The organism is Pseudoalteromonas sp. TAE79, from assembly GCF_000498015.1.
GTDB lineage: Bacteria > Pseudomonadota > Gammaproteobacteria > Enterobacterales > Alteromonadaceae > Pseudoalteromonas.
On record NZ_AUTL01000184.1, the window covers coordinates 1 to 12,236 of the forward strand.

Here is a 12,236-nt window from a genome sequence, read left to right on the forward strand (position 1 = left end):
TAATGTCAGTCAGTTAACACTGACTGGCTTTTTTTTATAGGGATATTTAGATGGTTTCTTTTTCACACATCGTGGAAAGCTGCGCTCATGATGCCTTGTTGGTAACTGAAATAGCGTCAGCGTTTCTAATAAATGCTCATAGCGTTTTGGTAAATTTCCCGGACTTGTCAGTGGGATAGTTAACAGAAATACATTGATATGTCTTGAACAATGAGAAAAACTCAGTTGATTTGGCCATACTTCCAGTAACTCTGCTGCCTCACGCATGGCTATTCTTATAATATTGTAGGCAATTAGTAACCCCCACAATTCTTGCCTTATCATATCCGGCCTTTTTGAGCGTAGGATATAGTTTGAGTGCAACATTGTTTGTTTTATTTCTCGATATCCTATTTCTATTTCCCAGCGATGCATGTACAAATCAGCGATTTCTTTTGATGGGTAACGCATTACATCAAGCATTGATGTAAGAATCTGATACTGCTTATTATTATGCGTGTAAGTAAGCAGCCGAGCTTCTATAAACTCTGGCAAGTCAGTAAACTTTTTTCGCGCTTGTGGCGATGTTTTAAGACGCACTAACTGGTCATTTTTACTCATTTTCTTTATGGTATCAACGGTTAAGCCTTTTCTGACAGGTATCATCCAGTGCCTTTCAGTCCCTGCTTGGTGCCAACGATGCAAAAGCCCTAATGAATAATAACCGCGATCAAATAAGGTTAATGAGTTATCCGGTGTACCTTCAATGAGCTCTTCAGCGAGTGTCATTTCTCCTTGATGTTGCCCGTTAAAAGTACAATTAATGAGTTGATGGCTCGTTAGCTCCATGTGGCATACCATCCGAATTTGCGGATAGGTATTTTCACCATACTGGGTTGAGCCACACCCAAATACGTCTTTATTCTCTGGCGTATCATGTGTACGAAAAACAACGCCATCAACTGCTAATAGATTTAAGCCACAAAATGTATCGAAGTGGGCATGATTATAATGCCGTGACGCCATCATCTTGAAGACCTGCTCGACAGCATCTTCACCTAAGCGTTGTCTCGCTTGAACCATGGCACTAGGGGCAACTAGTTTCCCTTTACCTGGTAAGGCGATGTCCATTTTAGAGGCTATATCCCAAACAGATTCATGACGAAATAAACTCATACCAATCACAGACCAAACGACAGCATCGAGTGGTAGGCGACGTTTACGAACGGTGGCGACACCCGATTTTTCAAAAGCTTGGTTAAGTAATTCGGGATCTAAGATGCCAGATAAGTTATCAAGCGTTGTAAATTCATCAGCAGATGAGAAGGTGGTTGAAAGAGCTGTTTGAATATCCATAAAAAAACCGTAATTAGCGAAACTAATTACGGATTATTCACGATCATTTAGATCGGTCAACCGATCAATTAACCTTAACTGATCGGCATTAGCTTAATAGCCCTTTTTTTATTTAAAACATTACTTTTCAGGCGGTCGATAACCTTCAATTTCTACATCTTTATTTTCAAACAAAAAACCAACCATTTGCTCTTCTAAAAATGTGCGGTGTTCTGGGTCCATCATATTTAAATGCTTTTCGTTAATAAGCATTGTTTGTTTATGTTGCCACTGGGCCCACGCTTCTTTAGAGATGTTATTAAAAATCTTTTCACCAATTTCACCAGGGTATAACTGAAAGCCAAGCCCTTCGGCTTCTTTTTGTAACTTTTGACAAAATACTGTACGTGCCATGATTGATTCTCTCTAACGCTAAATATGGGACTATTCTATACTATTGCTGTAATTTGTTTAACCAACTTTTTAGTTGGCGCTGCTAGGCCAACCTCTATTGATTGATCAAGCGGATACCACACTAATTGTTTGTCATTTACTACATCAGGAATTTTCTTAACATTGAGTACATGCGGATTAATCTTCAGCTCAAAATGTGAAAACACATGAATAAATGCTTCAAGCTCTACTAAGTCGGCTTCTAATCCTTGCTGAGCTAAAAACGTTTGAAGCTCCTCGTACTCATTAAATTCAAAAAAGCCAAACAGTCCTCCCCAAATACCGCTGTTAGGGCGTTTTTCCATAAGCACTTTATCGCCGCACTGAACAATTAACTGATGACAACTCTTCTTTGGCACTGCTTTTTTAGGTTTAGAATATGGAAACTCTTTTACTTTACCTGCATTAAAGGCACCACAACCTGAATTTAATGGGCAAGCCTCGCAATCAAAGCGACTGCGTGAGCAAACACTCGCACCTAAATCCATCATAGCTTGATTAAATTCGGTGACATTATTTTTAGGTGTTAATTGCTCTGATAAATGCCAAAGCTGGTTTTCGACTTTTTTAACACCGTACCAACCTTCTATCATAAAGTAGCGCGCTAAGACTCGCTTAACATTCCCATCTAAAATTGGATGATGCTGTCCAAGCGACAATGATAAAACAGCCCCGGCAGTAGAGCGCCCTATTCCAGGTAAATCCATAACCTCATCAAGCGTTTGTGGAAATTCGCCTTGGTACTTGTCACGTACTATTTTAGCTGTTTTATGTAAGTTACGCGCACGAGCGTAATACCCTAAGCCGGTCCAGTGATGCAGTACTAAATCTTCATCAGCATCGGCTAAAGCAATAATATCTGGAAAGCTTTGCATAAACTTCTCAAAGTATGGGATAACAGTAATAACTTGAGTTTGTTGCAGCATCACCTCAGACACCCACACTTTATAAGGTGTTTTACCCAACTGCCATGGAAATGTTTTACGCCCATGAAGGTCATACCAATCAACAACTTGGTTAGAAAACCAATTTGACTGTTCTTTATTTAAATCCAACATATTTTACTTTTACTGATGCTCAATGGCGGCTCAGTCTATTGTAGTTAATAAAAAGATCAAGCTATAGGCGCTGTAAAACCAGCTAATACTTGTGATTGCCGGCTTCGTCAGGGATAATATGCAACCATTTTTAAACACATTGTTTTTGTCAGGCCAATAATATGAGTGAATCAAGCAACACTAACCTTGAGCAAGCTAAGCAAGAAGGTAAATACATCCGCACTATTCGCAGTTTTGTAAAACGCGAAGGTCGATTAACCAAAGGCCAAGCCGCTGCAATCGAAAAATGTTGGCCAACAATGGGCCTAGAGCATAAAAACGGTATGCTTGATTTAAGCGAAGTTTTTGGCAATAACAACGATGTAGTAGTAGAAATTGGTTTTGGTATGGGTAAATCGCTTGTCGAAATGGCAACAAATGCCCCTCACCTGAACTTTATTGGTATTGAAGTACACCGCCCAGGCGTTGGTGCTTGTTTAATGGATGCCGATGAAGCAGGCATTACCAACTTACGTATTTTTGAACACGATGCAGTTGAAGTACTTGCAGATTGCATACCTAATGAAAGCTTAACAACACTACAACTATTTTTCCCTGACCCTTGGCATAAAAAGCGTCACCACAAACGCCGTATTGTACAAACTGAGTTTGTTGAAAAGCTAAGAGCCCAACTTAAAATGGGTGGCGTTTTTCATATGGCAACAGACTGGGAAAACTACGCAGAGCACATGCTCGAAGTAATGAATGTAGCTCCTGGTTTTAAAAACCAATCAGAAACAAATGATTATGTTCCACGTCCAGATTTACGCCCGCTTACTAAGTTTGAGCAGCGCGGACATCGCCTAGGTCATGGCGTGTGGGATTTAATGTTTGAGCGCACAGAATAATTAAATTTAATTATTCACTTTTACTTTTATAAAACTAAATATACTGTAAGGCAAAGCCATTTATGAGCGTACTAACCAACCCAAGTTTACTGTTACTTCGTAATAGCGAGGCACTAACGGGAAAATCTATCTTGGTGGTCAACTTTGTTCAAGATGGCTTTTTAACAGAGCTTAAAAGACTTAATCCGCAAAGCAAAGTAACTGCGTTTAGCTACAACCATGCTAACGGAGAGTTTGCTAAAAACACCAAAGATGTTGATGTTCATGTAAGCCACACAATACCTGGTAACGACTACGATTTAGTTATTCTTTACTACCCTAAATCAAAACCAGAGTTATTAATGGCACTTGATAATATTCGATCTGCTATTACTGATGATGCCGAACTATTAGTAGTAGGTGAAAACAAAAGTGGTGTTAAGTCAATTGAAAAGCAATTAGCTGGTAAGGCTGAGTTTAGTAACAAGATTGATTCAGCTAAGCACTGCGTTCTTTACTCATTTGCTGAAATTTCTAAGCATCCTCACTTTGATATTACGACCTACCATAAAAAGTTTGTTGTTAATGTTGCCGACACTGAATTTACAGCTATTAGTGTTCCTGGGGTGTTTAATCACGGTAGTTTAGATATAGGAACGAAGGTTCTACTTGAAAACGCACCGACAATTAAGCAAGGCAAAGTTCTCGACTTTGGTTGTGGCGCAGGTTTAATAGCAACTTTTTTAGGGCTTCATAATCCAGCACTTGAGTTTGTGTGTAGTGATGTAAGTGCGCTGGCAACTTACGCAACACAGCAAACCCTAAAGCTTAACAACATCAATGGTGAGGCTATATTAAGTGACGGCCTTAAAAGCATTAATGGCAAGTTTGATTTAATTATTAGCAATCCACCTTTTCATACTGGTATTGCAACCGACTACACAGTAGCAGAAACATTTTTAGCTAATGCAAAACAGCATTTAACTAAACTAGGGAAGCTAAATATTGTTGCTAACAGCTTTTTAAAATACCCCCCTATTTTAGAAACTCAGTTTGAAAGCTATCAAACTGTATTTAAGAACAATAAATTTGCTGTATATAGTAGCTAATTTAAATTAGTAAAATGATTGAGCACAAACGTGCTCAAGCTAACTTTCGAATAAATATAAGAATTAATTTAGTTATTTTCCTTCATTTTTCCACGTCTTTGCTAAACTAAAATTCTAAATAATTAAAATTAACTCAGGCGATAATGAAATAATGCCTAAAAAAGTTCATCAAAGTAGCATTCGAAAAGCACTCATTAATTTGATCATGCTTATTACAGCTATTTGCTTATCATTATCTATTTCTATCTCTACGTATTTAAGCGTGAAAGAACAAAAGCAATTAATAGTTAATAAGCTTGTTATTCTTTCTGAAATTGTAGCTTTTGATGCTGGGCCATCGGTAATTGAAGATGATCGTAAAACAGAAGAAAAACGGCTCAAGTCATTTGAAAAGATCCCTCTTGTAAAAAACATACATATTTATTCAATAGAAAAAGCATCTCAAAAACCTGTTTTCTTCATTAGCTTTAATGCAAAAAAAACACCTCCTGTACCACTGAGGATAGACAGTGTAGATGAGCTTATAACACCACGAATTACGAGTGACCATATTGAGTTAACCCGCCCTATTTACGATAACGAAAAAATAGTAGGCTATGTTTATATGCGAGGAAGCCTCGAAAGTTTAGAGGTTTATATTGAGAGAAAAATATTAATAGACGTGCTATTAACATTATTGATTCTGGCGGTTGTTTACTTTATTGCTATTAAAGTTCAACGACGCATAGCTAAGCCAATAGAACAATTAAGCATGTTATTGCAAGATGTATCTAAAAATCATAACTACGATGCACGAGCTCCCGTAACTGATGTAAAAGAAATAAGTGCTCTTTCAAATAGTTTAAATATCATGCTTACGCGCACCAAAAAGCAACTTGAGCGCCACGAAAAAGATAAGCAAGAAATCAAACAATTGAACCTAAGCCTTGAAGAAAAAGTAAGTCAGCGAACAATCGCCCTTAGAGAGGCAAATCAAGAGCTTTTGTCAACTCTTGAGCGGATGCATCAATACCAAACACAAATTGTTGAAAACGAAAAAATGGCATCTTTAGGGCAAATGGTTGCAGGTGTTGCCCATGAAGTTAACACACCAATAGGGCTAGGTATTACAGGTTCTACGTTACTTAGAGATAAACTAGCAGACATACAGCAAAGCTTTGATGACAAAAAACTAACCTCAAGCCATCTAAAACGCTTTATAGATGAAGGTATTGAAAACTTAGATTTAATTTACCGCAACTTAAATCGTGCAGCTGACCTTATATCTAACTTTAAAAAGGTAGCGGTTATTCAAGATGACGGTGTAAATACCTATATTAATGTGCACAAATTAATAAGTGATGTTTTAACGTCGATTCAATCTGAATTATTGCCCAAAAAGCCTGTTGTAACTATCAACTGTCCGACCGACTTGGCTATTCATAGTAAGTCTGAACCTCTACAACAAGTTTTTCAGCAGTTACTTATGAACTCTGTAATTCATGGATTTATAGGTAAAGAAAACAATGAAATTCGCTTTGACGTAGAACTCGTCGGGAAAAAATTAACAATCGTTTATTCTGACAATGGTCAGGGCGTTGACAAAAACATTAAAAATAGAATTTTTGACCCATTTGTAACTTCAAAGCGCGGGCAAGGCGCAAGTGGCTTAGGCATGCACTTAGTTTATAACCTAGTAACACAAGCACTTGGCGGAAGAGTGATGTTTGATCTTGAAGAAAAACGCGGTGCTCGCTTTATAATTACTATTCCTTAAATAAAGATCATTAAAAAGTGCATATATTTAAAATTTATCCTTGAATTAGCATTTAATGACCTCATTAATGAGGAATGTGATAAGTGCGTAACATTATTTAATTGCTTTAAATAAATATTATCAAGCGATTTATGAACTTTTTTATCTTTGCTGTATCACATACATTGATGAAAGGTTAAAAAGTGATATAGTTTTGCTTTGAATTAGTCTGATTATTTTAAGTACCTTGTTTGATTGAATGATATGTCAATTATCAAAGGAAAATGGCTTCGACTTTATGATTCAAATAGCTACATCCATGTATATATCAATTAAACAGTAGTTTTTGCACTGCCCTTTTTAGTAGACTTTGGACACCCTACTGTTTTATTTTTATCCAATTTGTTTTTTCCTTGTTAACAAATGGGTATAATCCTATAATCTCTAGTAATCGGTTATAAATTAGTCACCGATTTTTTATAAATAATATATTCCAAAAGGTTAATTAATAATGCAAACGCCAGTCATTCTAATCGTAGAAGATGAAGACGTAACTCGACTGAACCTAGTTAGTTTATTTGAAGCTGAAGGGTACAAAGTTATTGAAGCCATTGATGGCGATGATATGCATGACAAGCTTACAAATAACGATGACGTTAATCTTGTAGTTATGGATATCAACCTTCCTGGTAAAAACGGTCTTATTTTAGCCCGTGAATTACGCCAAAAGCGTAAAGTAGGTCTTATATTCCTAACTGGTCGTGACAACGATGTTGACCGTATTTTAGGTCTTGAAATTGGCGCAGATGACTACGTTACTAAACCGTTCAACCCGCGTGAATTAACTATCAGAGCTCGCAACCTTATTACTCGTACTGCCTTAGGTGGTGAAGAGTCAGCACTAGAAACAAATGGTGTTATTACGTTTAATGGTTGGGAACTTGATGAAAACAGCCGTTGTCTTACTTCTCCAAATGGCGACGCTAAACGTTTACCTAAAGGTGAGTACAGAGCACTTCGTTTAATGCTTGATTCTCCAGGTCGCATTTTTAGCCGTGAGCAATTAATTAAGCATATGACAGGCCGTGAGCTTCGCGCAAATGACCGTACTGTTGACGTTACTATTCGTCGCATTCGTAAGCATTTTGAAAGTGATAACTCAACGTCTGAGTTAATCAGCACCATCCATGGTGAAGGTTACCGTTTCATTGGTAAAATTGACGCTTAATTAGAGCTAATTAGTTTCACTCTAACTGCTGTAAAAATAAATGAAGGGCTTTTTGTCCTTCATTTATTTTATCTGCCAAAATATCTAACCACTGCTTTAACACCTCATCAGATTCATCAATCGCACCATGTTCCATTATTTTGGCATGAAGCTGCACATCATTAAGACCTACTGAGCCAGCCGCCCCTTTGAGTTTATGCGCTACTGATTCATACTCTTCTCTATCACCAGTACTTAATGAAGTAAGTAACTCTTGCTGATATTGTGGACTTAGTTTTTCGAATAGCTGACTACTGCGTCTAAACACAACTAAGCCCATTGAATTGACAAAGTCTTCTATTGTTTCTATATCTAATAACTGTGCATCAATGCCTTTAAGGGCTTCTTCACTTACTTTCAACAGTGGCTCTGTGCATTCACTTTGCTTAATTCCAAATAAATCAGCCAGCATTTTATCAAGCTTCACTGTGTTAATTGGTTTAGCAAGCGCCCCTTGTATTGATATGCCTTCAAGCTCTTCTTCAGCACTACGAACATTGGCCGTAAGTGCCACAATAGGTAGTTTATCAAAATGACTATCTGAGCGTATTTGCTTGGCAACTACGTCACCATTTATATCAGGCAATTGCATATCAAGTAATACTAAATCTAAGTCATCTTCGGTTTCGACAAACGAGAGTGCATCTTCACCGGTTTCAGCCCACAACACCTCATGCCCGCGTTGCTCTAATAAATTTGTGGCAATTTCGGCGTTAAGAGGTACATCTTCTACTAGTAAAATATATAAACCACGACCAACATAACTTTGCTCTGTTGGTGCTACACATAAACTAAGCGGTATTTGAACTGTAAAGCAACTTCCTTCGCCCTCAGTACTATTTACTGTAATTATCCCTTTCATCGCACTTACAAGTGCCTTAGTTACAGCCAAACCAATACCGGAACCTATTGCGTTAGTCCCTTTTAAATCTGGCGCTTTGTAATACATATCAAATATATGAGCAAGCTGCTCTGGCGGAATACCTTGGCCGGTATCCGATACTTTCATAACTAACCATGGGCCTTCAACTCTGTTTTCTCGGCTACATTCAAGTGTTACCTTTCCTTGCTGTGTAAACTTAACGGCGTTATTAATTAAATTCCAAACAACTTGGCGTAAGCGAGTTGGGTCGAGCTGTGCGTAAATATCCAGCACCCCATTGCGCTTAATATCAAACTCTAGCTCTTTTTGCTCCGCGATTAAGCCCGCAAAGTTAACAACGTCATTTATAAAGTCTGACACGTTAATAGAGTTAGTCACTATATCGAGCTGATCTCTATCTATTTTGTCTAAATCAATAATATCGTTAAAAATATTGCCGAGCGTTTCAGCGCTCGAAAATATAGTATTACCCCAACTACGCTGCTGTTTGTTTAAGTCAGTATCAAGCAGCATTCGTGTTAAACCAACAATACCATTGAGCGGTGTACGTAGTTCATGGCTTAATGTGGCAATAAACTTACCTTTGTCTTTATAGGCCGTTTCGAGCGCTTGAGCGGCCTCCTTACGACTTGTGATATCACGACCAAAACCCAGTAGACCAATGTAATCACCTTCATCATTTATAAAAGGTAATTTACGCAGCTCAAACCAACGCGTTTCGCCATTTACTTCATAACCGACATCAATGGTCAGTGCTTTATGGCTTTGCTCTACTTCTTTATCGGTTTTCAAAACTTCAGATAAAAAGTGACTCGGGAATATCTGCTCAACCGTTTTGCCAATTAGTTCGCTACTTGATTTGCCCATTACTTCTTCAAACATTTTATTACAACCAGCAAACACGCCATTGTTATCGCGGTAATAAAATAAATCAGGAGATGAATCAACTATTGAGCGCTGCAGCATGCTTTGTTGAGCAAGTTCTTGTTGTGTTTTTTTACGCTCAGCAATTTCTCGTCGTAGTTCTTCGATAGCGCGGTGCTTGGCATGAAATGCCATTTTACGCTCATCAATTTCGATGTTTAGACGGTTAATGTTATCTTTTAGGGTTTGATTTAAAAGCTTTTCTTGTTTGGTGGCGCTATCTAAATAAGCATATGAGGCATCTAGTTGTCGAATTGAATTAAGCAACACACTTATAATTAAAGGAGAAACCACAGCCGTAAAAAATACAACGGCTAAAATATCAACCAGGTGTAATTCGCCTATCGCCACATAATAAAACATGCTCGATAAAATAAGAGATACAGTTAAAAATAAAGTGTAACAAATAGCAGCGGTTTTAAATTCACCAAATCGCGTTATTGAGCTGGAAAGTACCCGAGCCCAAGGGCTCAAAGAATAATCGGTCATACGTAATTTTATCTCTTAGCTGTGTACTTAATATAAAGAAGGCAATGCGTATGTATAAACATACCATTTTCCCAGATTTTAGCATTTTTCTCCTACCACTACTCACGTTGTGCGATAAAAACAGAATTTTTCATGTTTGATTTAGCTCATCTATTAAACTCATCATTTCAGCAATAAATTATTTAGTGTAAAATGCCCCGCTTTATTATCCCCAAAATACGAGTAGCGCACATGCAAACCAATATGCCAGATATAGCAGACACTGCACCCGCTTTACAAACAGGTAAATTAGACTGGGTTGGCATGGGCGAAATAGAACTGCCATTTATTTTTGAATCCCGAGACTTATCTCCAGTTACAGTAAACGCCAAAGCTCGTGCATTTGTAAATTTACATAAAGAAGATGCCAAAGGCATTCATATGTCACGTCTATTTTTGGCACTTGACCTGCTTTCAACCGAGCAGCAAGTCAATCCGCAAACAATAGCGCAGGCACTCGATACCTTTATAACTAGCCACGAAGGGTTGAGCGATAAAGCACAAATTGAATTTAAATTTGAATTACCGCTACGCCGTAAGTCACTATTAAGTGGCAAAGCGGGCTGGAAAAGCTACCCAGTTGTACTTACCAGTACAATTGAAAATAACGTTATTAGCTACGAGCTAACCGTAGATGTTACTTATTCTTCAACGTGCCCATGCTCTGCTGCACTTGCGCGCCAGCTTATACAAAACGCGTTTAACGAAAAGTTTAACCAAGAAACGTTGAGCCAAAAAGATGTGCACGAATGGCTAGGCACTACACAAGGTATTGTAGCGACTCCCCACTCGCAGCGCTCTATTGCCAACGTAAAAGTAAAGCTTGATAGCAACATTCAAGAATTTGACGTAGTTACGCTAATTAACACTCTTGAAGCTGAGCTTAAAACACCAGTACAAGCAGCAGTAAAACGTGAAGATGAGCAAGAATTTGCCCGTTTGAATGGTCAAAACCTTATGTTTTGTGAAGATGCAGCGCGTAAAATTAAAGCATTGCTAGAGGCAAACCATTACAGTGATTATTGGCTGCAAATAAACCACTATGAGTCACTGCATGCACACGATGCTGTAGCTATTGCAGTAAAAGGTATTAAAGGAGGCTACAAAGCTTAATCGCTGTGTAGCTATTGCTTGTAAACCAGCCGGTAATTATTTTATAACCCATACTTTTTAGGCACGTAAATTGCTTTGTTTGAGCAGTGTCAATTTGTTGTTATGGAGTTACCGTATGGAATTCGCTTTATTATTAATCCTAGTATTAGTTGTCGGGGCCTCTGTTGTTGCGTCAAAATTTAATGACGATGGCGGAAACCCGTATCCTTTTACTCGCAAGCAAACTGTTTTTACGCAGGTTGAAGGCGCTTTTTTAAATCTTCTAGAGCGTGCTGTTGGCGATCAATATAAAATTGTTAGTCGCGTTAAGTTAATCGACGTTATTGACTGTAAGCAAGGCCTTTCAGTAAAGTCTAAACGTGCTGCTTTAGCTAAAGCTAAAAATAAGCAACTCGACTTTGTATTAATCGATAAAGAAAAACTAACAATCATTGCTGCTGTTGACCTAGTTAACAATGCCAACAAAGATGGCCACAAAGCTCAACGCGACTGGTTTGTAAACGGTGCACTAGAGTCTGCGGGCATTCCACATATTCGTATGAAAGTTAAATCGGGCTACCGCCCTTCTGAAGTACGCGATGCAATTATGTTTAAACTTGGTAAGCCTGCAGCAACACAAACTCAGCGCCCTGTTCGTAACCGCTCACATAAGCCAGCGGTACTTTCACCTTCTCAGGCTAAAGCGCAAACCACCGCGTTAGCTGAAATTTAAAAAACGAATTAAATACTCTCCTAAAAAGTATTTAAAGCGAGCTCATAAACAAGCTCGCTTTTTTGTTTGCCCAGCGAAGCTGGCAAACCCGATAGGCTGAAAGATGCCTTATCACCCTGACTAAGGGGAAGATAATCTGAATGGCAAGGGCGTCACTGGCCAACGGTGGGGTCTGAAGGAAGCCATAAGAAGTTAGAGGTACACAACTAACCGTAACCTGTTTCGGCAGTATTGGTGGGTCAGCGTGCAAAATAGCGCAACGCCCTATACTTAG

Annotated in this window: 10 protein-coding genes; 6 read left to right on the plus strand and 4 right to left on the minus strand. The window is 38.3% G+C overall.

The window, feature by feature from the left end; translation table 11 throughout:
• Nucleotides 1–9: 9 nt before the first annotated feature.
• The 3 genes from L655_RS0114025 to mutY all read right to left on the minus strand — a co-directional run bounded on the left by L655_RS0114025 (nt 10) and on the right by mutY (nt 2,825).
• Nucleotides 10–1,335: an IS4 family transposase gene (locus tag L655_RS0114025; RefSeq protein ID WP_024604027.1), complete on the minus strand. Its 1,326-nt coding sequence runs from the start codon at nt 1,333–1,335 to the stop codon at nt 10–12.
• A gap of 120 nt (nt 1,336–1,455) precedes the next feature.
• Nucleotides 1,456–1,728, minus strand: coding sequence for an oxidative damage protection protein (locus tag L655_RS0114030; RefSeq protein WP_002962543.1), 273 nt, complete (start codon nt 1,726–1,728; stop codon nt 1,456–1,458).
• A gap of 35 nt (nt 1,729–1,763) precedes the next feature.
• A complete protein-coding gene (gene mutY / locus L655_RS0114035; protein WP_024605356.1) occupies nt 1,764–2,825 on the minus strand; it encodes an A/G-specific adenine glycosylase in 1,062 nt (353 codons plus the stop codon).
• Between the two features lie 161 nt (nt 2,826–2,986).
• Between mutY and trmB the strand changes: the two genes are divergently transcribed.
• From trmB to arcA, 4 genes are all read left to right on the plus strand, one after another.
• Nucleotides 2,987–3,712, plus strand: a complete 726-nt coding sequence (gene trmB / locus L655_RS0114040; protein WP_007582957.1) for a tRNA (guanosine(46)-N7)-methyltransferase TrmB — start codon at nt 2,987–2,989, stop codon at nt 3,710–3,712.
• A 62-nt stretch (nt 3,713–3,774) separates the two neighbouring features.
• Nucleotides 3,775–4,800 (plus strand): 16S rRNA (guanine(1207)-N(2))-methyltransferase RsmC, encoded by a 1,026-nt coding sequence (rsmC, locus tag L655_RS0114045; RefSeq protein WP_024605357.1) that lies wholly within the window; start codon nt 3,775–3,777, stop codon nt 4,798–4,800.
• Between the two features lie 151 nt (nt 4,801–4,951).
• Entirely contained in the window at nt 4,952–6,556 is a 1,605-nt protein-coding gene (locus L655_RS0114050; RefSeq protein WP_024605358.1) for a HAMP domain-containing sensor histidine kinase, read from the plus strand.
• Nucleotides 6,557–7,046: 490 nt separating this feature from the next.
• Complete coding sequence (gene arcA, locus L655_RS0114055) at nt 7,047–7,763, plus strand: two-component system response regulator ArcA (protein WP_002962549.1); 717 nt, start codon at nt 7,047–7,049, stop codon at nt 7,761–7,763.
• 16 nt (nt 7,764–7,779) lie between these two features.
• Here arcA and arcB read toward each other — a convergent pair whose 3' ends face one another.
• Nucleotides 7,780–10,098, minus strand: a complete 2,319-nt coding sequence (gene arcB, locus L655_RS0114060) for an aerobic respiration two-component sensor histidine kinase ArcB (RefSeq protein WP_024605359.1) — start codon at nt 10,096–10,098, stop codon at nt 7,780–7,782.
• Between the two features lie 231 nt (nt 10,099–10,329).
• On the opposite strand from arcB, the gene folE2 reads away from it, so the two are divergent.
• Together folE2 and L655_RS0114070 are read left to right on the plus strand one after the other, a co-directional pair.
• Nucleotides 10,330–11,250: a GTP cyclohydrolase FolE2 gene (folE2, locus tag L655_RS0114065; RefSeq protein WP_024605360.1), complete on the plus strand. Its 921-nt coding sequence runs from the start codon at nt 10,330–10,332 to the stop codon at nt 11,248–11,250.
• 115 nt (nt 11,251–11,365) lie between these two features.
• Nucleotides 11,366–11,962 carry a DUF2726 domain-containing protein gene (locus L655_RS0114070; RefSeq protein ID WP_002962552.1) on the plus strand — a complete coding sequence of 199 codons (597 nt, stop codon included), beginning with the start codon at nt 11,366–11,368 and terminating at the stop codon, nt 11,960–11,962.
• The last annotated feature ends 274 nt before the right edge of the window (nt 11,963–12,236 follow it).

What these genes read in the sequence shown, in the direction of transcription:
- rsmC (WP_024605357.1), top strand. Translation starts at nt 3,775, where the DNA reads ATGAGCGTACTAACCAACCCAAGTTTACTGTTACTTCGTAATAGCGAG.
- L655_RS0114030 (WP_002962543.1), bottom strand. Translation starts at nt 1,728, where the DNA reads ATGGCACGTACAGTATTTTGTCAAAAGTTACAAAAAGAAGCCGAAGGG.
- L655_RS0114070 (WP_002962552.1), top strand. Translation starts at nt 11,366, where the DNA reads ATGGAATTCGCTTTATTATTAATCCTAGTATTAGTTGTCGGGGCCTCT.
- mutY (WP_024605356.1), bottom strand. Translation starts at nt 2,825, where the DNA reads ATGTTGGATTTAAATAAAGAACAGTCAAATTGGTTTTCTAACCAAGTT.
- folE2 (WP_024605360.1), top strand. Translation starts at nt 10,330, where the DNA reads ATGCAAACCAATATGCCAGATATAGCAGACACTGCACCCGCTTTACAA.
- L655_RS0114050 (WP_024605358.1), top strand. Translation starts at nt 4,952, where the DNA reads ATGCCTAAAAAAGTTCATCAAAGTAGCATTCGAAAAGCACTCATTAAT.
- arcA (WP_002962549.1), top strand. Translation starts at nt 7,047, where the DNA reads ATGCAAACGCCAGTCATTCTAATCGTAGAAGATGAAGACGTAACTCGA.
- L655_RS0114025 (WP_024604027.1), bottom strand. Translation starts at nt 1,335, where the DNA reads ATGGATATTCAAACAGCTCTTTCAACCACCTTCTCATCTGCTGATGAA.
- arcB (WP_024605359.1), bottom strand. Translation starts at nt 10,098, where the DNA reads ATGACCGATTATTCTTTGAGCCCTTGGGCTCGGGTACTTTCCAGCTCA.
- trmB (WP_007582957.1), top strand. Translation starts at nt 2,987, where the DNA reads ATGAGTGAATCAAGCAACACTAACCTTGAGCAAGCTAAGCAAGAAGGT.